The organism is Azotobacter armeniacus, from assembly GCF_054779355.1.
In genome coordinates, this window is sequence record NZ_BAAGYK010000035.1 from 74,397 (window position 1) to 99,317 (window position 24,921).

At 67.6% G+C, this 24,921-nt stretch carries 28 protein-coding genes and 1 pseudogene; 26 read left to right on the forward strand and 3 right to left on the reverse strand.

Annotated features, from left to right (window positions below; translation table 11 throughout):
- The first annotated feature begins 38 nt into the window (after window positions 1–38).
- Complete coding sequence (gene queG, locus ACYVD0_RS08215; RefSeq protein ID WP_460426357.1) at window positions 39–1,103, forward strand: tRNA epoxyqueuosine(34) reductase QueG; 1,065 nt, start codon at window positions 39–41, stop codon at window positions 1,101–1,103.
- 9 nt (window positions 1,104–1,112) lie between these two features.
- On the opposite strand, the gene orn is transcribed toward queG, so the two are convergent.
- On the reverse strand, window positions 1,113–1,655 hold the full coding sequence (orn, locus tag ACYVD0_RS08220; protein WP_460426358.1) for an oligoribonuclease: 543 nt from the start codon (window positions 1,653–1,655) through the stop codon (window positions 1,113–1,115).
- A 91-nt stretch (window positions 1,656–1,746) separates the two neighbouring features.
- Here orn and rsgA point away from each other — a divergent pair, with 91 nt between their 5' ends.
- The 4 genes from rsgA to ACYVD0_RS08240 all read left to right on the forward strand — a co-directional run bounded on the left by rsgA (window position 1,747) and on the right by ACYVD0_RS08240 (window position 6,787).
- Window positions 1,747–2,778, forward strand: a complete 1,032-nt coding sequence (gene rsgA / locus ACYVD0_RS08225; protein WP_460426359.1) for a small ribosomal subunit biogenesis GTPase RsgA — start codon at window positions 1,747–1,749, stop codon at window positions 2,776–2,778.
- A gap of 72 nt (window positions 2,779–2,850) precedes the next feature.
- Window positions 2,851–3,666, forward strand: coding sequence for a thiosulfate sulfurtransferase (gene rhdA, locus ACYVD0_RS08230; protein ID WP_460426360.1), 816 nt, complete (start codon window positions 2,851–2,853; stop codon window positions 3,664–3,666).
- Window positions 3,667–3,675: 9 nt separating this feature from the next.
- A complete protein-coding gene (gene asd, locus ACYVD0_RS08235; RefSeq protein WP_460426361.1) occupies window positions 3,676–4,548 on the forward strand; it encodes a phosphatidylserine decarboxylase in 873 nt (290 codons plus the stop codon).
- Between the two features lie 172 nt (window positions 4,549–4,720).
- Window positions 4,721–6,787 (forward strand): EAL domain-containing response regulator, encoded by a 2,067-nt coding sequence (locus tag ACYVD0_RS08240; RefSeq protein WP_460426362.1) that lies wholly within the window; start codon window positions 4,721–4,723, stop codon window positions 6,785–6,787.
- Between the two features lie 149 nt (window positions 6,788–6,936).
- Here ACYVD0_RS08240 and serB read toward each other — a convergent pair whose 3' ends face one another.
- Entirely contained in the window at window positions 6,937–8,151 is a 1,215-nt protein-coding gene (gene serB / locus ACYVD0_RS08245) for a phosphoserine phosphatase SerB (RefSeq protein WP_460426363.1), read from the reverse strand.
- Between the two features lie 168 nt (window positions 8,152–8,319).
- On the opposite strand from serB, the gene ACYVD0_RS08250 reads away from it, so the two are divergent.
- From ACYVD0_RS08250 to ACYVD0_RS08265, 4 genes and pseudogenes are all read left to right on the forward strand, one after another.
- On the forward strand, window positions 8,320–9,876 hold the full coding sequence (locus ACYVD0_RS08250) for a histidine kinase (protein WP_460426364.1): 1,557 nt from the start codon (window positions 8,320–8,322) through the stop codon (window positions 9,874–9,876).
- A gap of 250 nt (window positions 9,877–10,126) precedes the next feature.
- On the forward strand, window positions 10,127–10,288 hold the full coding sequence (locus ACYVD0_RS08255) for a glutathionylspermidine synthase family protein (protein ID WP_460426365.1): 162 nt from the start codon (window positions 10,127–10,129) through the stop codon (window positions 10,286–10,288).
- Between the two features lie 269 nt (window positions 10,289–10,557).
- Entirely contained in the window at window positions 10,558–10,722 is a 165-nt protein-coding gene (locus ACYVD0_RS08260; protein WP_460426366.1) for a hypothetical protein, read from the forward strand.
- 214 nt (window positions 10,723–10,936) lie between these two features.
- A pseudogene (locus tag ACYVD0_RS08265) lies at window positions 10,937–11,089 on the forward strand (con-10 family general stress protein); the annotation flags it as partial.
- Between the two features lie 37 nt (window positions 11,090–11,126).
- Here ACYVD0_RS08265 and ACYVD0_RS08270 read toward each other — a convergent pair.
- A complete protein-coding gene (locus tag ACYVD0_RS08270; RefSeq protein WP_460426367.1) occupies window positions 11,127–12,314 on the reverse strand; it encodes a thiolase family protein in 1,188 nt (395 codons plus the stop codon).
- A 440-nt stretch (window positions 12,315–12,754) separates the two neighbouring features.
- On the opposite strand from ACYVD0_RS08270, the gene ACYVD0_RS08275 reads away from it, so the two are divergent.
- The 17 genes from ACYVD0_RS08275 (at window position 12,755) to ACYVD0_RS08355 (ending at window position 24,852) form a co-directional block, all read left to right on the forward strand.
- Window positions 12,755–13,066 carry a BufA1 family periplasmic bufferin-type metallophore gene (locus ACYVD0_RS08275; protein ID WP_460426368.1) on the forward strand — a complete coding sequence of 104 codons (312 nt, stop codon included), beginning with the start codon at window positions 12,755–12,757 and terminating at the stop codon, window positions 13,064–13,066.
- A 23-nt stretch (window positions 13,067–13,089) separates the two neighbouring features.
- Window positions 13,090–13,995: an MbnB/TglH/ChrH family RiPP precursor modification enzyme gene (bufB, locus tag ACYVD0_RS08280; RefSeq protein WP_460426369.1), complete on the forward strand. Its 906-nt coding sequence runs from the start codon at window positions 13,090–13,092 to the stop codon at window positions 13,993–13,995.
- Entirely contained in the window at window positions 13,992–14,768 is a 777-nt protein-coding gene (locus ACYVD0_RS08285; protein ID WP_460426370.1) for an HvfC/BufC N-terminal domain-containing protein, read from the forward strand. The genes bufB and ACYVD0_RS08285 overlap by 4 nt, the downstream gene beginning before the upstream one ends.
- On the forward strand, window positions 14,765–15,295 hold the full coding sequence (locus tag ACYVD0_RS08290; RefSeq protein ID WP_460426371.1) for a DoxX family protein: 531 nt from the start codon (window positions 14,765–14,767) through the stop codon (window positions 15,293–15,295). Before ACYVD0_RS08285 ends, ACYVD0_RS08290 begins: the two co-directional genes overlap by 4 nt.
- Complete coding sequence (locus ACYVD0_RS08295) at window positions 15,267–15,914, forward strand: RNA polymerase sigma factor (RefSeq protein ID WP_460426372.1); 648 nt, start codon at window positions 15,267–15,269, stop codon at window positions 15,912–15,914. Before ACYVD0_RS08290 ends, ACYVD0_RS08295 begins: the two co-directional genes overlap by 29 nt.
- On the forward strand, window positions 15,908–16,144 hold the full coding sequence (locus tag ACYVD0_RS08300) for an anti-sigma factor family protein (protein WP_460426373.1): 237 nt from the start codon (window positions 15,908–15,910) through the stop codon (window positions 16,142–16,144). The genes ACYVD0_RS08295 and ACYVD0_RS08300 overlap by 7 nt, the downstream gene beginning before the upstream one ends.
- Window positions 16,145–16,264: 120 nt before the next feature.
- Window positions 16,265–17,275 carry a protein-methionine-sulfoxide reductase catalytic subunit MsrP gene (gene msrP / locus ACYVD0_RS08305; protein ID WP_460426374.1) on the forward strand — a complete coding sequence of 337 codons (1,011 nt, stop codon included), beginning with the start codon at window positions 16,265–16,267 and terminating at the stop codon, window positions 17,273–17,275.
- Window positions 17,275–17,877 (forward strand): protein-methionine-sulfoxide reductase heme-binding subunit MsrQ, encoded by a 603-nt coding sequence (msrQ, locus tag ACYVD0_RS08310; protein ID WP_460426375.1) that lies wholly within the window; start codon window positions 17,275–17,277, stop codon window positions 17,875–17,877. The genes msrP and msrQ overlap by 1 nt, the downstream gene beginning before the upstream one ends.
- 228 nt (window positions 17,878–18,105) lie before the next feature.
- On the forward strand, window positions 18,106–19,017 hold the full coding sequence (locus ACYVD0_RS08315; RefSeq protein ID WP_460426376.1) for a glutamate/aspartate ABC transporter substrate-binding protein: 912 nt from the start codon (window positions 18,106–18,108) through the stop codon (window positions 19,015–19,017).
- Window positions 19,018–19,091: 74 nt separating this feature from the next.
- Window positions 19,092–19,838, forward strand: coding sequence for an amino acid ABC transporter permease (locus tag ACYVD0_RS08320; protein ID WP_460426377.1), 747 nt, complete (start codon window positions 19,092–19,094; stop codon window positions 19,836–19,838).
- Window positions 19,835–20,503: an ABC transporter permease subunit gene (locus tag ACYVD0_RS08325; RefSeq protein WP_460426378.1), complete on the forward strand. Its 669-nt coding sequence runs from the start codon at window positions 19,835–19,837 to the stop codon at window positions 20,501–20,503. Before ACYVD0_RS08320 ends, ACYVD0_RS08325 begins: the two co-directional genes overlap by 4 nt.
- Window positions 20,500–21,234: an amino acid ABC transporter ATP-binding protein gene (locus ACYVD0_RS08330; protein ID WP_460426379.1), complete on the forward strand. Its 735-nt coding sequence runs from the start codon at window positions 20,500–20,502 to the stop codon at window positions 21,232–21,234. Before ACYVD0_RS08325 ends, ACYVD0_RS08330 begins: the two co-directional genes overlap by 4 nt.
- 10 nt (window positions 21,235–21,244) lie before the next feature.
- A complete protein-coding gene (locus ACYVD0_RS08335) occupies window positions 21,245–22,342 on the forward strand; it encodes an L-asparaginase family protein (protein ID WP_460426380.1) in 1,098 nt (365 codons plus the stop codon).
- A gap of 93 nt (window positions 22,343–22,435) precedes the next feature.
- On the forward strand, window positions 22,436–22,741 hold the full coding sequence (locus tag ACYVD0_RS08340; RefSeq protein ID WP_460426381.1) for a nucleoside triphosphate pyrophosphohydrolase family protein: 306 nt from the start codon (window positions 22,436–22,438) through the stop codon (window positions 22,739–22,741).
- Window positions 22,738–23,496, forward strand: a complete 759-nt coding sequence (locus ACYVD0_RS08345; RefSeq protein ID WP_460426382.1) for a class I SAM-dependent methyltransferase — start codon at window positions 22,738–22,740, stop codon at window positions 23,494–23,496. Before ACYVD0_RS08340 ends, ACYVD0_RS08345 begins: the two co-directional genes overlap by 4 nt.
- Before the next feature lie 109 nt (window positions 23,497–23,605).
- Complete coding sequence (locus ACYVD0_RS08350; protein ID WP_460426383.1) at window positions 23,606–24,205, forward strand: DUF4136 domain-containing protein; 600 nt, start codon at window positions 23,606–23,608, stop codon at window positions 24,203–24,205.
- Between the two features lie 89 nt (window positions 24,206–24,294).
- Window positions 24,295–24,852 carry a DUF4136 domain-containing protein gene (locus ACYVD0_RS08355; protein ID WP_460426384.1) on the forward strand — a complete coding sequence of 186 codons (558 nt, stop codon included), beginning with the start codon at window positions 24,295–24,297 and terminating at the stop codon, window positions 24,850–24,852.
- Window positions 24,853–24,921 lie beyond the last annotated feature (69 nt).

Here is a 24,921-nt window from a genome sequence, read left to right on the forward strand (position 1 = left end):
TGGCAGAATTATCGCATCTAACACAGGTTTCCTTCAGCATGTCCGCCAGCCCACCCGATCCCGCCCGTCTCGCTCAGTCGATCAAGGACTGGGGCCGCGAACTGGGCTTCCAGCAGGTCGGCATCGCCGATATCGACCTGCGCGAGCACGAGGCCCATCTGCAGCGCTGGCTGGCTGCCGGCTACCAGGGCGAGATGGACTACATGGCCGCCCACGGCGACAAGCGCTCGCGCCCCGCCGAGCTGGTGCCCGGCACCCTGCGGGTGGTCTCGCTGCGCATGGACTACCTGCCGGGCAACACCCGAATGGCCGAGCGCCTTGCCGCGCCGGAGCAGGCCTACCTGTCCCGCTACGCCCTCGGCCGCGACTACCACAAGCTGATCCGCAAGCGCCTGCAGCAGCTGGCCGAACGCATCCAGGGACAAATCGGCCCGTTCGGCTACCGCGCCTTCGTCGACAGCGCCCCGGTGCTGGAAAAGGCCCTTGCCGAGCAGGCCGGGCTCGGCTGGATCGGCAAGAACACCCTGCTGCTCAACCGCAAGGCCGGCAGTTGGTTCTTCCTCGGCGAGCTGTACGTCGATCTGCCCCTGCCGACGGACGCCCCCCACGCCGGCGAACATTGCGGACGCTGCTCGGCCTGCCTTGATGCCTGCCCGACCGGCGCCTTCGTCGGGTCCAAGGTGCTCGACGCACGGCGCTGCATCTCCTACCTGACCATCGAACTGAAGGGGCCGATCCCCGTGGAGCTGCGTCCACTGATCGGCAACCGGGTGTTCGGCTGCGATGACTGCCAGCTGGTCTGCCCCTGGAACCGCTTCGCCCGCCCAACCACGGAGGGCGACTTCCAGCCACGCCACGGCCTGGACAACGCCGAGCTGGCTGCGCTCTTTCTCTGGAGCGAGGCGGAATTCCTCGCCCGCAGCGAGGGCTCGCCGCTGCGCCGTGCCGGCTACGAGCGCTGGCTGCGCAACCTGGCGATTGGCCTGGGCAACGCGCCCTCGACCATCCCGGTACTCGAGGCGCTCGAGGCACGCCGCGATCATCCCTCGCCGCTGGTGCGCGAGCATGTGCGGTGGGCGCTGCGTCGACACGGCCGCGAATGACCCGCATCGTCAATACCGGATGAAATGCTCGCGATAATGGCGCAGCTCGGCGATGGACTCGCGGATATCGTCCAGCGCCAGGTGGCTGGCGGTCTTGCTGAAGCTGTCACGCACATGCGGCGCCCAGCGCCCGGCCAGTTCCTTGAGGGTCGAGACGTCCACGTGGCGGTAGTGGAACCAGGCCTCCAGAGCCGGCATGTAGCGGGCGAGAAAACGCCGGTCCTGGCAGATGCTGTTGCCGCACATCGGCGACTTGCCCTTGGGCACCCACTGCTCGAGGAAAGCCAGGGTCTGCGCCTCGGCCGTCCCGACGTCGATGCGGCTGGCACGGACCCTCTGGGTCAAGCCGGAATGGCCATGCTGACGGGTGTTCCACTCGTCCATGCCCGCAAGGATCTCGTCGCTCTGGTGCACGGCGATCACCGGCCCTTCGGCCAGCACGTTCAGCTCGCTGTCGGTAACGATGGTGGCCATCTCGATGATGACGTCCTTTTCTGGATTCAGCCCGGTCATTTCCAGGTCGATCCAGATCAGATTTTGCGGGTTCTGCATAGCTAGGCTCCTTGGCTTTGCCGCAGTTTAGCAGGACCCGCCCATGCTAAACTCGCTGCCCCCCAGCCACTCGCGACCGAACCTCCGACCCATGGCCAAACGCCAACTCACCCGCCGCCAGAGCTGGCGCATTGAAAAGATCCAGGAAGAGCGCGCCGCCCGCGCAGCCAAGCGCGAGTCCCGCCTGCTCGATGAGTTGGAAGGTAGCGACCTCGGCCCGGAACAAACCGGCCTGGTGATCGCCCACTTCGGCGTCCAGGTGGAGGTCGAGGCCGAGGACGGCGAACTGGCCGGCCAGGTCTGCCGCTGCCACCTGCGCGCCAACCTGCCGACACTGGTCACCGGCGACCGGGTGGTCTGGCGCGCCGGCAACCAGGGGATCGGCGTCATAGTCGCGCAACTGCCGCGGCGCAGCGAACTGTGCCGGCCGGACATGCGCGGCCAGCTCAAGCCGGTGGCGGCCAACGTCGACCAGATCGTCATCGTCTTCGCCCCGCTTCCCGAGCCCCACGCCAACCTCATCGATCGCTACCTGATCGCCGCCGAGCACGCTGACATCCGCCCGCTGCTGCTGCTGAACAAGGCCGACCTGGTGGACGAGGAGAACGCCGCTGGCCTCGATGCCCTGCTCACCACCTACCATCGTCTCGGCTACCCCCTGCTGGAGGTCTCGGCCCGCCAGGGCGCCGGCATGCAGGAGCTGCAGGCGGCGCTGGACGGCCATGTCAGCGTCTTCGTCGGCCAGTCCGGAGTAGGCAAGTCGTCGCTGGTCAATAGCCTACTGCCCGGCGTGGATACCCGCGTCGGCGCCCTCTCCGAACAAACCGGCAAGGGCATGCACACCACCACCACCGCCCGGCTATTCCACTTCCCCGGGGGCGGCGAGCTGATCGACTCGCCTGGCATCCGCGAATTCGGCCTCGGCCATGTCGACCGCGCCGACGTGGAGAACGGCTTCATCGAGTTCCGCGAGCTGCTCGGCCACTGCCGCTTCCGCGACTGCCGGCACGACCGCGAGCCCGGCTGCGCGCTACTCGCGGCCCTGGAGGACGGCCGCATCCAGCCGCAGCGCATGGCCAGCTACCGGCATATCCTCGCCAGCCTGCCCGAGCCGGAATACTGACAACGTCCGTGCCGAAGGTCGCCGGGCTGAGGCTACAATCCATCCTCTTTCATTACTGCCTGGAGTCCCCCCATGGACGACTTCGCCTCGCTGCCACTGGTCATCGAACCGGCTGATCTGGATGCCCGCCTGACGGCGCCTCAGCTGATCCTGGTCGACCTGACCAACGCCGCCCGCTACGCCGAGGGACACATCCCCGGCGCGCGCTTCGTCGACCCCAAGCGCACCCAGCTCGGCCAGCCGCCGGCGCCCGGCCTGCTGCCCGCCAAGGAGCAGCTGGAAGGCTTGTTCGGCGAGCTCGGCCACAATCCAGATGCGGTCTACGTGGTCTACGACGACGAGGGCGGCGGCTGGGCCGGGCGCTTCATCTGGCTGCTGGACGTCATCGGCCACCCCCGCTACCACTACCTGAACGGCGGCCTCACCGCCTGGCTGGCAGAGGGTCGGACGCTGTCCCGGGAAGTCCCGGCACCGGCTGGCGGCTCCCTGCCCCTCGTGCTGCACGACGAACCGACCGCCACCCGCGAATACCTGCAGAGCCGCCTCGGCGCTGCCGACCTGGCGATCTGGGACGCCCGCTCGCCGCAGGAGTACCGCGGCGAGAAGGTGCTCGCGGCGAAGGGTGGCCATGTTCCCGGTGCGGTCAACTTCGAATGGACCGCTGCCATGGACCCGACCCGCGCCCTGCGCATCCGCACCGACATCGCCGACTGCCTGAAGGGTCTGGGCATCACCCCGGACAAGGAAATCGTCACCCACTGCCAGACCCATCACCGCTCCGGCCTGACCTACCTGATCGCCAAGGCCCTCGGCTACCCGCAAGTCAAGGGCTATGCCGGTTCCTGGAGCGAATGGGGCAACCACCCGGACACCCCAGTGGAGACTTAAGGAAACCCGATGAAAGACCGCCTGTTCCTCCTCGGCCAGCACCGGCTGCCTCACCACCTGCTGTCACGCGCGGCCGGCTGCCTCGCCGAATGCCGCACCACCTGGGTCAAGAATACCTTCATCAAGGCCTTTGCCCGGTACTTTCAGGTCGATATGAGCGAGGCGCTGGTCGAGGAACCGACTGCCTACGAGCACTTCAACGCTTTCTTCACCCGCGCCCTGAAGGACAGTGTCCGCCCTCTCGATCCCACGCCCGGCGCCATCCTCAGTCCGGCCGATGGTACGGTCAGCCAGCTCGGGGCCATCGAGCAGGGGCGCCTCTTCCAGGCCAAGGGCCACAGTTTCAGCGTGCAGGAGCTGCTCGGCGGCGATCCCGCCACCGCCGCCCCCTTCCTGGGCGGCAACTTCGCCACCGCCTACCTGTCACCAAAGGACTACCACCGCGTGCACATGCCGCTGGCTGGCACCCTGCGGGAAATGATCCACGTACCGGGGCAGCTGTTCTCGGTGAACCGCCTCACCGCGGAGAACGTGCCAGAGCTGTTCGCCCGCAACGAGCGCCTGGTCTGCCTGTTCGATACCGAGTGCGGCCCCATGGCCGTGGTGCTGGTCGGCGCGATGATTGTCGCCAGTATCGAAACAGTCTGGGCCGGAGTGGTCACCCCACCGCCGCGCCAGATCAAGCGCTGGAATTACGACGAGGCGGTGCGCCCGCCCATCCATCTGGACAAGGGCGCGGAACTCGGACGCTTCAGGCTCGGCTCGACGGTCATCATCCTGTTCGGCCCGGACCAGGTGCGCTGGCGCGACGACCTCGAGCCCCTGGGCCATCTGCGCATGGGCCAGGCAATCGGCCAGGTATATCCGCAAGGCTCCTCCTGAGCGCCTGCCGCCGCGTGCGGGATGCCGGTCACAGCCGGCCTTCCCGCGCTTTGACTCGTCTCGGCGGTCCCTGTAGATTCCGCCAACCCCTGTTCCGCGGTGAGCGGGTCGGAAAAAGCCTTGAGCGGCTTTCGGCGGCCTGCAATCGCCCTGCGCCGATTCTGTTCCTGCCATGGCCATCGAGAAGAAAACCGTCCGCCTGCTGATTCTGGAAGACTCGCAGAACGAAGCCGAGCGCCTGGTCAGCCTGTTCCGCAACGCCGGTCGCGCCACCCGGGTGCACCGCCTGACCTCCAGCGAGGACCTCGCCGAGTCCCTGCAGCAGACCTGGGACCTGCTGATCACCGCCCCGCACAGTGAAAACCTCAGCCCCGCCGAGGCGATCGCCGCCATCCGCCGCCAGGCCAAGGACATCCCCATCCTCCAACTGCTGCCGGACAACGACTCCGACTCGATCACCGAAGCCCTCGCCCTCGGCGCCCAGGATGCCCTGCCCCAGGGCGAGGACGAGCGCCTGATCCTGGTCGCCAGCCGCGAGCTGGCCAACCTGGACGAGCGCCGCGCCCGGCGCAGCGCGGAAGTCGCCCTGCGCGAGGCGGAGAAGCGCTGCCAGCTGCTGCTCGACAGCTCGGTGGACGCCATCGCCTATGTGCACGATGGTATGCATATCTACGCCAACCGCGCCTATCTGGAGCTGTTCGGCTACGAGGAGGCCGACGAGCTGGAAGGCATGCCGATGATCGACCTGATCGCCGGCCGCGACCAGGCCCGGTTCCGCGACCTACTGAAAAACTACGGCAGCGCCCGTGACGAGGGCGTACTGCAGTGCAGCGGGATCAGCGCCGAAGGTCGCCAGTTCCGCATGCGCATCGACCTGTCGCCGGCCAGCTACGACGGCGAACCCTGCATCCAGGCGGTGCTGCGGGCCGAAAGCCTGCAGAGCGAGCTGGAAGAGAAGCTGCGCGAGGTCAGCAGCCAGGATCTGGTCACCGGACTGTTCAACCGCAACTACTTCCTCGAACTGCTGGACTCCGCCTGCGCACGCGCGGTCAACGCCGACCAGCCGTCCTGCCTGGCCTACCTGCGCCTTGACCGCTACGCCCAGTTGCACACCAATCTCGGCCTGGCCGGCCTCGACCAGTTGCTCGCCGACCTGGCCAATCTGCTGCGCGGCGAGTTCCCCGCCGAGGCCCTGCTGGCCCGCTTCGCCGACGATGCCTTCGCCGTGCTGCTGCCCAACCTGACGCTGGAACAGACACGGGCCGGACTCGCCGCCCTGCTGAAGAAGGTCGAAGGCCAGCTGTTCGAGGTCGCCGAACGGACCGTGCAGCTCACCCTGTCGATCGGCATCGCCAGTCTCAACGAGACGACGCCCAAGGCCCAGCTGGTGATCGAGCGCGCGCACCGCTGCGCCGACGAGTTGGCCGATGGCAATGCCCTGAAGCTCTACGATCCGGCCGAGGAGCTGGCCGCCGAGGCCAGCCGCGGCAATGTCGGCGCCATGGTCCGCCAAGCGCTGGAGAAGGACAGTTTCCGCCTGCTGTTCCAGCCGATCATCAGCCTGCGCGGAGACAGCACCGAACACTACGAGGTCCTGCTGCGGCTGATCGACCCCCAGGGCGCGGAAGTGTCGCCCGCCGACTTCCTCGCCGCCGCCTGCGAGGCCGGCCTGGCCGAAACCCTGGATCGCTGGGTGATCCTCAACGCCATCCGCCAGCTCGCCGCGCACCGCGCGAAGGGCCACAACACCCACCTGTTCGTCCACCTGTCCACCGCCAGCCTGCAGGACCCGACGCTGCTGCCCTGGCTCGGCACGGCACTGCGGGCGGCGCAGTTGCCCGCCGCGGCGCTGATCCTGCAGCTCGGCGAAGCCGATGCGACCGTCTATCTCAAGCAGGCCAAGGCTTTGGTCGAAGGACTCGCCGAGTTGCACGGCAAGAGCGCGCTGATCCACTTCGGCTGCGCCCTCAACCCGTTCAACACGCTCCGGCACCTGCCGGTGGACTACGTCAAGATCGACGACTCCTTCATCGGCACGCTCGCCGACGAAAAAGGCCAGGAAAGCTTCAAGGCCCTGCTGGCCAGCCTGCATGCCCAGGCCCGACCGAGCATAGTGCCGGGCATCGAGAACTCCAGCGTGCTGGCGACGCTCTGGCAGGCCGGGGTCAACTACATCCAGGGCTACTACCTGCAGGCACCGGGCCCGGCGATGAACTACGAGTTCCCCAATGAAGAGTAGTGACTCTGACAATGGCCAACCGGCCTGGCTCCGCCTCGTCACATTCCTGCGGTTGACTCAGGGCCAGAGCCGCCTATGACCTGTTCGGCCATCAGCGCGACGGCGTGCTGAAGGTGACGATCAAGCCATAGCCACGGAAAGCTCCGGAGCTAGACTCCAGCCTCCCGATCCCGATAGCCGAGCAGATAGAGGATGCCATCCAGCCCAAGGTTGCTGATCGCCTGCTTGGCCGACTGCCTGACCAGCGGCTTGGCGCGAAAAGCCACGCCCAGGCCGGCCAGGCCGAGCATCGGCAGGTCATTGGCGCCGTCGCCGACAGCGATGGTCTGCTCAAGGCACAGCCCCTCCTGCTCGGCCAGTTGGCAGAGCAGGTCGGCCTTGCGCTGGCCGTCGACGATGGGTTCGACTGCCACCCCGGTAACCTTGCCGTCGACGATTTCCAGCTCGTTGGCGAACACGTAGTCGATGCCAAGCTTCTGCTGTACCTGGCGGGCAAAGTAGGAGAAGCCGCCGGAAAGGATCGCCGTCTTGTAGCCCAGGCGCTTGAGTTCAGCGAACAGCACCTCGGCGCCCTCGGTCAGGCGCAGGGAGGCGCCGATCTCCGCCAGTACGCCTTCCGGCAGGCCCTTGAGCAGCGCCAGGCGCTCCTTGAAGCTGGCGCGAAAATCCAGCTCGCCGCGCATCGCCCGCTCGGTAATGGCCGCGACCTGCTCGCCGATACCGGCGGCCTTGGCCAGCTCATCGATCACCTCCGCCTCGATCAGTGTCGAGTCCATGTCGAATACCGCCAAGCGACGGACGCGGCGGAACACCGTATCGAGCTGGAAGCCGATGTCGACGTTCAGCTCCTGGGCGGCGAGTAGAAACTCGTCGCGCAGCGCCGCCGAATCGGCCGGCTCGCCGCGCACCGAGAACTCGATGCAGCTCTTGCTGCGCACTTCCGGAGTGTCCAGGGCGATGCGTCCGGAGAGGCGATCGATCTGGTCGATATCCAACCCGTGGCGGGCGGTGATCGCGCTGACCCGCTCCAGCTGCGCAGCGGTCATCCGGCGCGTCATCAGGGTGACGATGTAGCGCGACTTGCCCTGGCCGGTGACCCAAGCCTGGTAGTCAGCCTCGGAAACCGTGGTGAAGCGCACCTGCTGCTCCAGCCCGTGGGCGACGAACAGCACCTCCTTCTGCAACGCCGACAGCTCGCTGCCGGCCGGGACCTCGACCAGGATGCCGAACGACAGGGTGTCATGGACGACCGCCTGGCCGATGTCGAGGATGCCCACCCCGCAGCGGGCCAGCGCGCCGGTGATGGCCGCGGTCAGACCGGGACGATCCGCCCCGGTGATGTTGATCAGGACAATTTCGCGCAAGACGCCCTCTCCCATGGCAAAGAAGGCGGCATTCTAGCAGGCCGTGCCGCGCCGGGCGCTTCCCTGCCGAACACCAAACCCATCGGGCGGTTTCCCTCCATCAAGCCTTACGGCGCCCCCCCGGCATTCCGTATACTGACCGCCCGTCCGTCTCAAGAGCCGCGATCAGTGAACCGGCCAGCATCCGTCAAGCCCGACAACTTCTTCGTCCTGCTGTTTCGTGCCCTGTGCCAGCGGCGCGTCCCAGTCTCCCTGCGTATCGTCAGCCACAGCCTGGTGCTGGTGATCCTGGCGCTAGCCACCTACTCCTGGCTGGTCGGCCTCCAGGTCCGCCAGACCATGCACGAGCAGGCCGACGCCCTCGGCCAGACGTTGATTGCCCAGACCGCGGCCTCGGGCAGCCAGTTGCTGGTGGCCAACGACATCCTCAGCCTCAACGTGCTGCTGGGCAACCTGACGAAGAGCCCTCTGGTCGCCCACGCGGCCGTCTACAGCGTGGACAACCACCTCCTCGCCGAAGCCGGCAGCCGTCCACCGAGAATGCCGCCGGAAGGCGACCCCAGTCTCCACGCCCAGCCCATCACCTTCCAGGACAGCATCACCGGACACCTGCGCATCGTCCTGAACATGCCGCAGTTCCGCGAGCCGTTCATCGTCAGTCTGCGCAACATGGGGCTGCTCGGCCTGGGGCTGCTGATCCTGACGCTGATCCTCAGCCTGCGCCTGGGCTACCACATCTCCACGCCGCTGCTGCAAATGCGCGTCTGGCTGCGCGATCCGGACGACCATGCCCCCGGCGCCAAGCGCCAGGACGAGATCGGCGACCTAGCCCGCCAGCTGCAGAGCCGCCTGGTGCCGGAACGCCCGGCCCGCTCCGACTTTGACGCGATCGAGGACGACGAGCTGTCGCTCGACACTCCGACACCCTGCGTGGCGACACCCACCAGAGCGGCGCCTGGCAAGCCGGCGTCCGCCGGGCTGTCGCCGCTGCCCATGCCCGGGCAGCGGCGTGCCGATATCGGGCTGGATGACGAGGACCAGGACCCGCCGCTGCGCCGGTTGCTCCCGGAAGCCAACGATGAGCCCGACTTCGCCGCAGGGCTGGACGAGGACTTCGCTCCTGTCGCAGCGCCCGCGTCGCATCGGCAGGCCCGCGAAAGCGCGGTGCTGGCCATCCAGCTCGGCCCCCTGGACCAGTTGCGCAGCCTGTCCCGTGAGCAGCTGGTGGAGCTGCGCCGGCGCTATCGCAACAGCCTGGAGCAGGCCGCGGCGCTCTACGGCGGGGAGCTGTACCCGCTCGACGAGGACGGTGGCCTGCTGCTGTTCCACCGCCGGGAATGCGGCGACGACTATCTGGCCAACGCCATCTGCTGCGCCGAACTGCTGCGCTCCCTGAAATCCGAGCTGGAGCTCGAGGCCGCCGACGGCGCCAGCCTGCAGCTGCAGCTCGGCCTGGCGCGCGGCGCGAACCTCGCCAGCCAGGGCCAGGCGGCCCTGCTGCTCAGCCCGGGCGGCCAGTCCGCACTGACCCTGGCGCAGTACAGCCATAACGTCCTGCTGCTGGAGCGGCAGATCGGCGAGGATCCCGAAGTCCGCCTGCGGGTGCGCCTGCGCCCGCTCGCCATGCCCGAGGGCGGCGCCGCCATCGAGCGCCTGCTGGAGCCCTACCCCACCGAACTGGCCAGTCAGTTGGCCCGCCTGCGCGAAGAGCTGCAGAGCTACTGATAGCCACTTCTTTTTTCAAGGTCTTTGAGTGCTTTCAATTACCCATATCTGCGAGCGGTCTATGAGCTTGTGGCAAGGAGTCGCCTATGTGAACCGCTCCGGGAACTCCGAAGGCTCAATGCCCCGGCAGGATAGGCGTGCTGCCCAGGGCCGAAACGATCGGCTCCAGCCGCTCCGGCCAGTATCGCCCGCTCCAGCGCCATGCGGAGCATCCCAACCTGCTGCCGGCGTTCTTCGACCCGGCGCAGCGGTGCGCCAGGCCTGCCTGCTGCTGCCCTGCTTCGCCGGCCACTACCCGCTGACAGGCAGCCGGGTGGTGGGTGACCGCGCCTGCGGCATCGGCATCCGCGAGGACGCCAGCCCGATCACCCAGGGCAGCTCGCGCTTCCTGCCGCACTTCATCCTCGACTGAGCACCGCCCTCACCCGGTCGCGGCAACCGACAGCGCATTGCCACAACCCGCTGCGAGCCTGTCCTGCCGCCTCTTCGCCTCGCTCAAGAGCCGGAATGGCGATCGGCCTCCGGCGTTGCAACAGCGCCACTGGTACGGTTCACCCACTGCCTCCGCCGGTCAGCCCCGTTTTGACACCCGGCGCCCCGACAACTACACAGAAAAACAGGAGTCAACTAACAAATGCGCTCCGGCGCTTGCAATTTACTGGGCGACTACAGGTGAAAAACATGAAGAAGAAGAACACCGCTCTTGACCCGAAGAAGCACCTTGAACCCGGGTTGGAAATCCACAGCTGCGAAGATCTGGTGGAGACCTCCCTGCCACGCGCCCAAGGCGACTGGCGCCTGTCGCGCTCGGACAAGCCCAGGCGCACTTGGCGACTGAGCAAATAGCCTCCGCGCCTGCCCGCGATCAGCCGTCCCTCGCTGAAGGCTCGTCGGGCCCCGCCCCTACCGTCTATCCGCTGCCGCCCCCTTCGCCGGAAAGACAGGAACTCTGCCGGTGGGCTTCTCTCAGTAACTGTATGCAGTCTGAAGTTGGACGCTCGTCCAGACTGCAGACCCCCATCAGTATGCGAGGAGAGAGGCCATGCCCAAACACGCCAATCCCGGAAACTTCGCCAACGATCCCGAACGGGCCGCCGCCGCCGGCCGCAAGGGTGGGCACAACAGTGGTGGCAATTTCGCCAACGATCCGAAGAAAGCCTCCGAGGCCGGCCGCAAGGGAGGCCGCAACAGCCACGGCGGCGGTCGACACTGACCGCCGAACCCAGGCGGGAGCGCCAGGCTCCCGCCTGTCAGGACATTTCCACGGCAATCGCCGTCGCCTCGCCGCCGCCGATGCACAGGCTGGCGATGCCACGTCGCTCGCCGCTGCACCGCAGGGCGCCAAGCAGGCTGACCAGGATGCGCGCGCCAGAAGCGCCGATCGGATGCCCCAGGGCACAGGCGCCGCCATGGACGTTCACCCGGACCGGATCGAGCCCCAGATCGCGGATCGCCGCCAAGGTCACTACTGCGAAGGCTTCGTTGATCTCCCATAGATCGACGTCATCGACCGTCCAGCCGGCCTGCTCCAGCATCCGCTGCATGGCGCCGACCGGCGCGGTGGGGAACAGCCGCGGCTCGTGGGCATGGCTGGCATGGCCGATGATGGTCGCCAACGGCGCGAGCCTGAGCTGCCCAGCCGTGGAGCGGCGCATCAGCAGCAGCGCGGCGGCGCCGTCGGAAATGGAGCTGGAGTTGGCCGGGGTCACGGTGCCGCCCTCACGAAAGGCCGGCTTGAGATCGGGAATCCGCTCCAGCTTGGCCTTCGGCGGCTGCTCGTCGTGCTCGACAAGAGTCTCGCCCTTGCGCCCGGCCACACTCACCGGAGCGATCTCCCAGGAGAAGGCGCCGGACTCGATGGCCGCCCGGGCGCGGCTCGTCGAGGTAATCGCCCAGGCATCCTGCTCCTCCCGGGTGAAACCGTAGCTGGCCGCGCAATCCTCGGCGAAGATGCCCATCAGCCGGCCGCGGTCGAAGTAGGCATCCTCCAGACCATCGAAGAACATGTGGTCGAGGACCCGCTGGTGCCCGAGCCGGTAGCCGCCGCGCGCCCCTGGCAGCAGATAGGGGGCATTGCTCATGGACTCCATGCCGCCGGCCAACATGACCTCGGCGCTGCCGGCGAGCAGCAGGTCGTGGGCCAGCATGGTGGCCTTCATCCCGGAGCCGCAGACCTTGTTGATCGTGGTGCAGCCGACCGACAACGGCAGGCCGGCCGCGATCGCCGCCTGGCGGGCTGGCGCCTGGCCGAGACCGGCGGGCAGCACGCAGCCGAGGATCAGCTCCTGCACCCGCTCGCCTGCGATGCCGGCCCGTTCGAGCGCCGCGCGCACGGCGACGCCGCCCAACTGCGGGGCGCTCAGGCTGGAGAGTTCGCCCTGGAACGCACCGAGCGGCGTGCGGGCGGCGGAAACGATGACAACCGGATCTTGGGACATGGCGCCCTCGCGACAGAGTGTTCGACTGAAGTGGTTGATGCTCGGACCCGACCTAGCGGGCGGTCATGCGGATAGCCCCGTCCAGGCGGATGACTCGCCGTTCGGGCAGGGAGCTGGTGAAGATGTGCTCGACCAGCAGGTGCGCCCAGCCCGGACCCGGTCACTCACCGCATGCACGCTGTTCCTGATCCACATGGGGCTTCCTCCAAGTCCTGTCGGAAAGTCTAGCCTTGCTGCATGCCGATGGCGCAAGAGACGGAAGCCGTCGCCGGCCACTCCCTCAGCGTCCGCCGCATACGACGAATTCAACACAAACCGTTGTAACAAAACCGGCTCTGGCGCATCGGAACGGAACCACGAACCCGCCGGCCACCCAGGCCGGCCGTACCCCGCGAGCCTGTCCATGGCCTCGCGACCACCAGCAACGGAGACAGATGGACATGAAAACAATCACCCCCGCCGTATCGGCCGCCAGCCTCGCCCTCGCCCTGGGCGCCGCCCTCACCCTCTCCACCGCCCCGCTCGCCGTCCAGGCGGCGGATAACGAGAAGTGCTACGGCGTCGCCCTCAAGGGCAAGAACGACTGTGCCGCCGGTCCGGGCACCACCTGCGCCGGCACCTCCAAGGTCGACTACCAGGGCAACGCCTGGAAATACGTGCCCGCCGGCACCTGCGAAAAAACCGCCTCGCCCACCTCGCCGACCGGTTTCGGCCAGCTCGAGGCCTTCAAGGAAGAAAAGAAGGAGGCCTGACCGACCTGCCAGGAGCGCCGACCATGACCCTTCCCCTTTCACGCGCCGCCCACGGCGGCGCTCCTGCGCCGGCGGGCGGCCTGCCCCTGCGGGCGGGCCTGGGGCTCAAGCCGCAGCATTTCCGGCAGATCCTCGAAACGCCGCCCGACATCGGCTTCTTCGAGGTCCATGCCGAGAACTACCTGGTGGAGGGCGGCCCCTTCCATCACTGCCTGGGCCTGATCCGCGAGCGCTATCCTCTGTCCCTGCACGGCGTCGGGCTGTCGATCGGCGCCGAGCAGCCGCTCGACGAAGACCACCTCGAGCGCCTGGCCGGGCTGATCCGGCGCTACCAGCCGGAATCCTTCTCGGAACACCTGGCCTGGTCCAGTCACGGGGAACTCTTCCTCAACGACCTGCTCCCCGTGCCCTACGACGAGGCGACGCTGGTGCGGGTCTGCGAACACATCGACCGGGTGCAGAGCCGCCTCAAGCGGCGCATGCTGCTGGAGAATCCGGCGACCTATGTCGAGTTCTCGACTTCCACCATGGACGAGGCGACCTTCATCGCCGAGGTGGTCCGCCGCACCGGCTGCGGGCTGCTGCTGGACGTGAACAACGCCTATGTTTCCTGCATCAATCACGGCCGGGACGCCGCTGCCTACATCGCCGCTCTGCCCCTCGAGGCGGTCGGCGAGATCCATCTGGCCGGTTTCGCCGAGGACCTCGACGGCGCTGGCGCCCGCCTGCTGATCGACAATCACGGCGCGCCCGTCGACGCTGCCGTGTGGGCGCTCTACGCGCGGCTGCTGCGGCAGACCGGGCCGCTGCCGACTCTGCTCGAGCGCGACAACGACGTTCCGCCCCTGGAAGTGCTGCTGGCCGAAGCAGGGCAGGCCGAGCGCCTGCTCGCCGTCGAACAGACCCGCCGCCAGGGGGCGCCGGCATGAGCATGCAACGGGAATTCGCCACCGCGCTGCTCGATCCCGAGCGGTCCTGCCCGTCCTTTCTGAAAAGCTGGAACGGCTCCGACCCGGCCGCGCGCTTCGCGATCTATCGCAATAACGTGATCGCCTCGCTGGTCGACGCCCTGGCCGAGAGCTTTCCGGTGGTGCGCCAGCTGGTCGGCGAGGGTTTCTTCCGCGCCATGGCGCAGCTCCATGTGCGCGCCACACCGCCACGCACATGCATCCTGGCGCACTACGGCGAGGACTTTGCGGCCTTCATCGAGGACTTTGCCCCGGCTGCCGGCCTGCCCTACCTGGGCGACGTGGCGCGTCTGGAGTTTCTCCGCGTCCGCGCCTGCCACGCGGCAGACGCCCCCGCGACGGACAGCGCCACACTCGCCACCGTCCTGTCCGAGCCGGACAGGCTTGCCGATCTGAACCTGCGCCTCCACCCCTCGGTTTCGACGATTGCCTCACCGTTTGCCATCGTTTCCCTGTGGGCGGCCCATCAGGGCACATTCGACATCTCCCGGGTCGACCCCGGCAGTCCGGAGAGCGCCCTGGTGCTGCGCAACGGCCTGGAAGTCGAGGTGATCGGCCTGCCCGCGAGCGCAGCGGAATTCGTCCGTCTGCTGCAGGAGGGCGTACCGCTCGGCCAGGCAGCCGGCCAGACCCTCTCCCGCGACCCCGCACTCGACATCGCCGCGCCGCTGGCGCAGCTGATCCGTGCCGGTGCCATCACCCACTTCGCCTTTGAATCAGGAGGGACCGAATGAACGACACAGTGCCCGTCGAACGCAGCGCACTCCCCGTGCGCTTGACCGCCCGTGCCGTCGACCTCTGCCAGCGGATCCCCTACAGCCTGGTCGCCTTCCTCGCCCGCTTCGCCATCGCCGCCGTCTTCTGGAAGTCCGGCCAGACCAAGGTGGAGGGCTTCGCCATCGACCTGGTGGCCGGGACCTTCGAGCTGGGCCTGCCGCGGCTTGCCGCCTCGACCGTGCCGCTATTCGCCGAGGAGTACCGGGTGCCGCTGCTGTCGCCGGTGCTGGCCGCCCATGCGGCAGCCTTCAGCGAGCATTTCTTTTCCGTGCTGATCCTGATCGGCTTGGCGACCCGCTTTTCGGCCCTGGCCCTGCTCGGCATGACGCTGGTCATCCAGCTCTTCGTCTATCCCGGCGCCTATCCGACCCACGGCGTCTGGGCCGCCTGCCTGTTGCTGCTGGCCGCCCGCGGGCCGGGGGCCCTCTCCATCGACCGGCTGCTGGCCTGGCGATATGGATACACTCGACAGCCAGGAATATGACGACGAGGCAGGAATGGATGAAGAACAGGCGCTGGTCGGCGGCATCCAGCGCGGCGAAACGGAGGCATGCGAGGCCGCCATCAGAACACACCACCGTTTCCTGATCGCCATGGCGACCCCGCTGGTCGGCGCGGATCTGGCCGCCGACGTGGCCCAGGAAACCTGGATCAGGGCCTTTGCCGCCATCGCCAGCTTCGAGGGCCGCTCCCGGCTGCGCACCTGGCTGGCGCGCATCGCCCTGAACGAGGCCCAGGCCCTGCTGCGCAAGCGCCGCTGCGAACAATCCTGGGACTGCTGGGGAGAGGACACCGGCTCGCCCCTCGGCGAGCGCTTCGATGCGACGGGCGAATGGGCCCGGCCGCCGGTGCCCTGGCATCACGACACCCCGGAGGCACTGCTCACCGAGGCCGAACTGCACGAGTGCATCCGCAAGCACCTGCACCGCCTGCCGAGCGATCAGCAGGCGGTGGTGACCATGCGCGAGCTGGCGGGACTGGAGTTCGCCGAGATCGCCCAGGCCCTGGTGCTGACGGAAGGCAACGTGCGCGTCCTGCTGCATCGCGCCCGCCAGCGTCTGTATGCCATGCTGGAGCGTTTCGAGGAGGAAGGAATATGCTGAAGTGCCGGGAGGTAGCAGAACTCGGATCGGAGATCATCGACAAGCGGCTGAGCTTCGCGACCCGTCTGGCGGTACTCGCGCACATCAGCATCTGTCCCCATTGCCGCCTCTACCTCAAGCAGCTCAGGCTGACCGCCGAGACCCTGAAGCAACTGCCCCTGGAGAGCGAGCCGGACGCCCCGGCCATCCTCGAAGCCATTCGCCTACGCGAGAAGGGGCCGAAGGACTGAACTCCGGCCCGCGGACAGGCCGTCCGCTCCATCCGCCGTAACATTTCCCGCCCCGTTCCATCCAACTCTCGCCGGCCGGCGCAAACGCGCCGGAGTTCACAATCGCCTCGAGAGACGACCATGCTGATTCAGCTTCCGCCCCGTTCGAACTGCCTCTCCTCCGAGATCACCCCGGAGCCCGTCTACCTGTCGCGCCGGCGCTTCCTCGGCGCCAGCGCCGTGGCGCTGGGCGCCGCCACTCTGCCTGCCTGGGCCCGCGCCGAAGCTTCGCGCTATGGCGAGATCGAGCCGGGCCGAACGCCCTCCTGGTTTACACAGAAGCTGCCCGACACCCGCTGGCAGGCGGTCAAGGCACCCGGCGAGGCGGTCACGCCGTTTCGCGACGCCACCCACTACAACAACTTCTACGAATTCGGTCCCGACAAGAGCGATCCGGCGGCAAACGCCGGCCAGCTGCCGACCGAGCCCTGGACGGTGCGCATTGACGGCGAGGTCGCCAAGCCGGGCCGCTACGCCCTGGAGGATCTGATTCGCCCGCACGCACTGGAGGAGCGCATCTACCGCCTGCGCTGCGTCGAGGCCTGGTCGATGGTGATCCCCTGGCTCGGCTTTTCCCTCGGCGAGTTGCTCAAGCGCGCCGAACCCACCGGCAATGCCAGATACGTGGCCTTCGAGACCCTGGTCGACCCCGAGCACATGCCGGGACAACGCTCGCGCTTCGCCCTGCTCGACTGGCCGTATCGGGAGGGTCTGCGGATGGATGAGGCGATGCACCCGCTGACCATCCTCGTGGTGGGCATGTACGGCCGCGTGCTACCCAACCAGAACGGCGCGCCGCTGCGTTTGGTGGTGCCCTGGAAGTACGGCTTCAAGAGCATCAAGTCGATCGTGCGCATCACCCTGACCGAGCGCCAGCCCTACACCAGCTGGCAGCAGCGGGCGCCCGAGGAATACGGCTTCTACGCCAACGTCAATCCCGCCGTGGACCACCCGCGCTGGAGCCAGAAGCGCGAGCGGCGCCTGCCGAGCAGCCTGTTCAGCCCGAACCTGCGCGACACCCTGCCGTTCAACGGCTACGCCGAGGAGGTCGCCGGCCTCTACAGTGGCATGGACCTGACCCGGGAGTACTGATGAAGCATCCGCTCTGGCGCTGTTGCGTATTCGTCGCGGCCCTGCTACCGCCGCCGTTCTGGCTGTACCAGGCGTGGACCTTCGCCCTCGGCCCGGACCCGGGCAAGGTACTGCTCGAGCGCCTCGGCCAGGGCGGCCTGGTCCTCCTGCTGCTGACCCTCTCCCTGACGCCGCTGCAGCGAGCCACGCACTGGAGCGGCTGGGCGCTAGTACGCCGGCAGCTGGGCCTGTGGTGCTTCGCCTATGCCTGCCTGCACCTGACCACCTACCTGATCTTCGTCCTCGGACTGGACTTCTCCCAATTGGCCGAGGAACTGCGCAAGCGTCCCTACATCCTGGTCGGCGCGCTGACCTGGTGCGCCCTGCTGCCGCTGGCGCTCACCTCGAACCGCTGGAGCATGCGTCGCCTGGGCCGCCGCTGGAAGCAGTTGCACCGGCTGGTCTATCCGGCCCTCGGCCTGGCGCTGCTGCACATGCTGTGGATCGTCCGCTCGGACATTGGCCAGTGGACACTCTACTTCGCCTGGGCGCTGCTCCTGCTGGCCCTGCGCCTGCCCGGGGTGGGCCGCCGGCTCGGCCGGAGGGCCGGCTGCGCCCCGTAGGACGGGTGCAACCCGCCGGACATGGCGTGGGGCTGCACCGAGACCGGCGGGTTTCACCCGCCCTACCTGCCCCCAAAAATCTCTTTCGAATCATGCAGATAAAAGAAAATCCGCTGTTTTGCCCAACTGGCACGCATTCTGCCTTTAGACTTGGGGCCAGTGCGATAGAGCCTCCCCGAGGGATCGGGCTATCGCCCTCAGCCAAAACAACGAGTAGAGGAAACACTCATGCGTATCGCCTCCTGCCTGCTGGGCAGCGCCCTGGTCGTCGCCCTGTCGTCCGGCACGGCCCTCGCCGCGGAAGAACTCACCGGCACCCTGAAAAAGATCAAGGACTCCGGCACCATCACCCTCGGTCACCGCGACGCCTCCATTCCCTTCTCCTATCTGGGCGGAACCTCGCGCCAGCCGATCGGCTACTCCCACGACCTGCAGTTGAAGGTGGTCGAGGCGCTCAAGCAGCAGCTCGGCCTGCCCGAGCTCAAGGTGCGCTACACCCTGGTCACCTCGCAGACGCGCATTCCGCTGGTGCAGAACGGCACCGTCGACCTGGAGTGCGGCTCCACCACCAACAATGCCGAACGGCAGCAGCAGGTGGCCTTCTCGGTGGGCATCTTCGAGGTCGGCACCCGCCTGCTGACCAAGAAGACCACGGGCATCCAGGACTTCGCCGGCCTCAAGGGCAAGAACGTGGTGACTACCGCCGGCACCACCTCCGAGCGCCTGCTCAAGGCGATGAACGTCGAGAAAGGGCTGGGGATGAATGTCATCGCCGCCAAGGACCACGGCGAATCCTTCCTGATGCTCGAATCCGGCCGCGCGGTAGCCTTCATGATGGACGACGCCCTGCTCTACGGCGAAATGGCCAAGGCCAAGAAGCCCGACGACTGGACAGTGGTCGGCACGCCGCAGTCCTTCGAGATCTACGGCTGCATGCTGCGCAAGGGCGATCCGGCCTTCAAGAAGGTAGTCGACGATGCCCTCAGCGCCACCTTCAAATCCGGCGAGATCAACGCCATCTATGACAAGTGGTTCCTCCAGCCGATTCCGCCGAAGGGCCTGAACCTCAACTTCCCGATGAGCGACGAGCTGAAGAAGCTGATCGCAGAACCCACCGACAAAGCCGCCGAGCAGCTGTAAGCGCCGCCGCCCTGCGCGGGGAGAAATGCCCCGCGCAGGCTTCCCTTGTGTTGCAGATCAGAGGAAATCCCCCCATGGATTACAACTGGGACTGGGGCGTGTTCTTCAGGTCCACCGGGATCGGCGAGGAGATCTACCTCGACTGGTTCATCGCCGGCTTCGGCTGGACCCTCGCCGTCGCCCTGGTCGGCTGGATCATCGCCCTGCTGCTGGGCTCGCTGCTCGGCGTGCTGCGCACCCTGCCGAACCGCTGGCTCTCCGGCATCGCCACCGTCTATGTGGAAATCTTCCGCAACGTGCCGCTCCTGGTGCAGCTGTTCCTCTGGTACTTCCTGGTGCCGGACCTGTTGCCCGAGCCGCTCGAGCTGTGGTTCAAGCAGGACCTCAGCCCGGCCACCTCGGCCTACCTGAGCGTGGTGGTGTGCCTCGGCCTGTTCACCGCCGCACGGGTCTGCGAGCAGGTACGCACCGGCATTCAGGCGCTGCCCGCCGGCCAGAGCGCGGCGGCCCTGGCGCTGGGCCTGCGGCCTGGCCAGATCTACCGCCAGGTGCTGCTGCCGCAAGCCTTCCGGATCATCATCCCGCCGCTCACCTCGGAGTTTCTCAACATCTTCAAGAACTCCTCGGTGGCCTCGCTGATCGGCCTGATGGAGCTGCTGGCGCAAACCAAGCAGACTGCGGAGTTCTCCGCCCATCTGTTCGAGGCCTTCACCCTGGCCACACTGATCTACTTCACCCTGAACATGAGCCTGATGCTGTTCATGCGCGTCGTCGAGAAGAAAGTCGCGGTACCTGGCCTGATCGCCACGGGAGGCAAATGATGGATTTCAGCTCGATCCCCGCCGCGCTTCCGGCGCTCTGGGACGGCATGCAGACCACCCTGCTGCTGCTCGTGCTGGGCGTGCTCGGCGGCGTACTGCTGGGCACTCTGCTGGCGATGATGCGCCTGGCGCACAACCGCCTGCTGGCCAGCATCGCCGCCACCTACGTCAACTACTTCCGCTCGATTCCGCTGCTGCTAGTGATCACCTGGTTCTATTTCGCGGTGCCCTTCGTGCTGCGCGAGATCACCGGCGAGGACACCCCGGTGGGCGCCTTCGCCTCCTGCCTGGTGGCCTTCGTCATGTTCGAGGCGGCTTTCTACTGCGAGATCGTCCGCGCCGGCATCCAGGCCATTCCCAAGGGCCAGATGAGCGCCGCCCAGGCGCTGGGAATGACCTATGGGCAGAACATGCGCCTGATCATCCTGCCCCAGGCGTTCCGCAAGATGACCCCGCTGCTGCTGCAGCAGAGCATCATCCTCTTCCAGGACACCTCGCTGGTCTACAGCGTCGGCCTGATGGACTTCCTCAATGCCGCCCGCTCGCGCGGCGACATCATCGGCCAGCCCCACGAATTCCTGATCTTCGCCGGTCTGGTGTACTTCGTCGTCAGCTTCGCCGCCTCGCAGCTGGTCAAGCGTCTGCAGAAAAGGTTAACCGTATGATTTCGATCCGGAACGTCAGCAAGTGGTATGGGGACTTCCAGGTCCTGACCGAATGCACCACCGAGGTGCAGAAGGGCGAGGTGGTGGTGGTCTGCGGGCCGTCCGGCTCCGGCAAGTCCACCCTGATCAAGTGCGTCAACGCCTTGGAGCCCTTCCAGCAGGGCGACATCGTGGTCGACGGCACCTCCCTCGCCGATCGGAAGACCGACCTGCCGAAACTGCGCGCCCGGGTCGGCATGGTGTTCCAGCACTTCGAGCTGTTCCCCCACCTGTCGGTCACCGAGAACCTGACCCTCGCGCAGATCAAGGTGCTCGGCCGCGGCAAGGAGGAAGCCACCGAGAAGGGCCTGGCGCTGCTCGACCGGGTCGGTCTCAAGGCCCACGCCCACAAGCACCCCGGCCAGCTCTCCGGCGGCCAGCAGCAGCGCGTGGCCATCGCCCGCGCGCTGGCCATGGACCCGGTGGTGATGCTGTTCGACGAACCGACCTCGGCGCTCGACCCGGAGATGGTCAACGAAGTGCTCGACGTGATGGTCCAGCTCGCCCAGGAGGGCATGACCATGATGTGCGTGACTCACGAGATGGGCTTCGCCCGCAAGGTCGCCAACCGGGTGATCTTCATGGACCGCGGGAGCATCGTCGAGGACTGCGCCACGGAAGAATTCTTCGGTGACGTCTCGGCACGCAGCGAGCGCGCCCAGCAGTTCCTCGCCAAGATCCTCCCGCATTGAGAGCACCCACATGAAGAACTGTCTGCCCGCGCTCGCTCCTGCCCTCCTCGCCCTGACCCTGCTGCTCCCGCCCGGCCTGCACGCCGAAGAGGCCGCGCAGCCCGAAACGATGCGCCAGCTGCCCCGGGTGACGATCCTCGCCACCGGCGGCACCATTGCCGGCGCCGGCGCCAGTGCCGCCAACAGCGCCACCTACCAGGCGGCCAAGATCCCGGTCGAGCAACTGATCGACAGTGTGCCGCAGATCCGGGAGCTGGCCGAGGTGCGCGGCGAGCAGGTCTTGCAGATCGCATCGGAAAGCTTCGGCAACGAGCAGCTGCTGCAGCTCGGCCGGCGCGTCGCCGAGCTGGCCGAGCACCCGGAGGTCGACGGCATCGTCATCACCCATGGCACCGACACCCTGGAGGAGACCGCCTACTTCCTGACCCTGGTGGAGCGCACCGACAAGCCCATCGTACTGGTCGGCTCCATGCGCCCGGGCACCGCCCTGTCCGCCGACGGCACCCTCAACCTGTACAACGCTGTCGCCGTGGCCGGCAATCCGGAGGCGCGCGGCAAGGGCGTGCTGGTGACGCTGAACGACGAGATCCACTCCGGACGCGACGTCAGCAAGGCGCTGAACATCAAGACCGAAGCCTTCAAGAGCCCCTGGGGCCCGCTGGGCATGGTGGTGGAAGGCAGGAGCTACTGGTTCCGCCTGCCGGCCAAGCGCCATACGCAACACTCCGAGTTCGACATCCGGCAGATCACCAGCCTGCCGCGGGTGGATATCGCCTACGCCTACGGCAACCTCGACGATATCGCCTACCAAGCCTTCGCCCGGGCCGGCGCCACAGCCATCGTCCACGCTGGCACCGGCAATGGCTCGGTCGCCGCCCCCGTGGTGCCGACCCTGCAAGCGCTGCGCCAGAAAGGCCTGCAGATCATCCGCGCCTCGCGCGTCGATCAGGGCGGCTTCGTCCTGCGCAACGCCGAGCAGCCGGACGACCAGTACGACTGGGTGGTCGCCCACGACCTCAACCCGCAGAAGGCGCGCATCCTCGCCGCGGTCGCCCTGACCAGGACGCAGGACAGCAAGGAGCTGCAGCGGATCTTCTGGGAATACTGATCCGGGCGCCCCTCCTGTCTGCGGGAGGGGCGGCGCACTTGCGGCCCGGCCGTCGGCGGCCGAAGCTATGCGCCTTTCAGCAGGAGCCCCGCAATGAACACCACCGAACTCACCCGCCGTCTGCACGCCATCCGCGACGCCAACCACTGGCGGCGCTTCCACAGCCCAAAGAACCTGGCCATGGCCGCCAGCGTGGAAATGGCCGAGCTGGTGGAAATCTTCCAATGGAAGAGCGAGGACGAATCCCGCGCCCTGCCCGCCGATGAGCTGGCCCATACCGGCCAGGAGATCGGCGACGTGGTCCTCTACCTCCTGCTGCTCTGCGCCGAACTCGGCCTGGATCTGGACGAAGTGGTGTGCGCCAAGCTGGCCGACAGCGAACGGCGCTTCGCCCAATGAGCGACCGCCACTTCGACGACCTGGCCCTGCGTTTCGCCGAGAAGATCTACGGCGGCGCCAAGGGCGCGGTCCGCCTCGCCGTGCTCCAGGCCGATCTGGCCGAGGCGCTGCCCGAGCGCCCGCTGCGGGTGCTCGATGTCGGCGCCGGGCTCGGCCACATGGCGCTCTGGCTGGCCGAGCGTGGCCACCTCGTGACCCTCGCCGAACCGGCCGCGCCCATGCTCGACGCCGCCCGCGAACGCTTCGCCGCCGCCGGGCAGCGCGCCACCTTCCTCCAGGCGCCCTGGCAGGAACTGCTCGGCCAGCTCAACGAGCCCTTCGACCTGGTACTCTGCCACGCCGTGCTGGAATGGCTGGCCGAGCCGCACCGCATCCTCCCCGTGCTGCACCAGCTCACCGCGCCCGGCGGCTGGCTGTCGCTGGCCTTCTACAACAAGGACGCTCTGATCTACCGCAACCTGCTCAAGGGCCACTTCCGCAAGCTGCGCAAGGAGCAGTTCGCCGGCGAAGGCCGCAGCCTGACCCCACAGCGCCCGCTGGACCCGCGCGAACTGGCTGCCAAGATGCAGGCCGCCTGGCACATCGACAGCACCAGCGGCGTGCGCGTCTTCCACGATTACATGCCGGCGGAATTCCAGGCCAAAGCGGAACTGCTCGATCTCTTGGAAATGGAACTGGCCTACCGTCGCCACCCGAGCTTCGCCGGCCTCGGCCGCTACCTGCACTGGGTCTGCCGGCCGCGCCCGGTTTGCTAAGCTGAAAACAGGGTGGTAGCCAAGCCGGACGCCGCAGGCAAGCCATGCGCGCCTCCCTCTCCCCGCCGGGGTGAGGGCCGGGGTGAGGGGCCATCGCCGAGGAACACCAATGCACCGCCTGGCCGCACTGTCGCTCTGCCTCGCGCTCGGCGCCTGCCAGAGCCCCAATCCCTACCGTGCCGAGTCCGCTCCCCTGCCCCCGGCGCCGCCCGCGGCCGCCACGGTCTTCGAGTTCGGCGTCTATCCGGCCACCCCACGGGACTACGCCGCCTACCGCGACTGGGCCTGGCTGGACGATCGCCCGCCGGACGGCGGCGCCGGCCTGGGGTCCGGCCAGGTGCAGGAAATCCTGTCCGCCGAGCTGGACCAGCGCGGCCTGCGCCCGGCCCGCCCGGGCGCCGTGGCGGATCTGCGGGTCACCGCGCGGCTGGCCTTGAAGCGGCGCATCCGCACCTACAGGGATTACTACGGCCGCTTTGGCGGCTACTACGGCTACCACTGGGATCATTACGGGGTATGGGGCCGGGTTCCCCTCGTCTACCGCTACGAGGAACAGGTGCTGGTGGTGCACGTCGCTCTCATCGATGGCGCCGACGGCCGACGGGTGTGGCGCGGCAGCGGCGAGGCCACGGTCGACGACGGCCAGACCGGCCGCGCCAAAGCCCTGCACCAGGCGACCCGCCGCGCCCTGGAGGGCTTTCCGCCGTAGACTCGTCCCTCGGCGGAGAAGGCCGGGATGAGGGGGGAAAAGCCCGCGACAGTCCATCTGCCGTACGCACTGCAACCGGAGGAACCACCATGCGAACCCGTCTGCTGCTACCCCTTCTGCTGCTGCTCGCAGCCTGCAAGAGCGTCCAACTCGAGCGCGACTTCGACCCCAACCGCGACTTCGCCGCCTATCGCAGCTGGAGCTGGCAAGAACCGGCGCTGCAGTACCGCCCCGCCGACCCGCGCCTGAAGAGCGATCTCACCGAACAGCGCATGCGCGCCGCCGTGGCCGACCAACTCGACCAGCGCGGCCTGCGCCCGGCCCCGCCCGGCAGCCCGGGCGATATCAAGGTGCAGGTCTGGCTGATCGTCGACCAGCGCCAGAGCCAAATCACCACTTACTCCGGCGGCTACTGGGGCAACCCCTGGTACGGCTACTGGGGCGGCCCGGGCTATGGCGAAACCCGCACCTACGACTACCGGGTCGGCACCCTGCAGATCGACTTCCACGACGCCCGCGACGGCAAGCTGGTCTGGCGCGGCAGCGCCCAGCAGATCCTCCGCAGCGGCTCCTACAACCCGGCCGAACGCACCCGGATGGTCCGCGAAATCGTAGCCAGGGTGCTGTCGCAGTATCCGCCGCGTTGAGGATGGACAGTGACGGGCTCCAGGCAGTCACCTCAACGTCCGGATCGAGCAATGGTGGAACGACCAGCG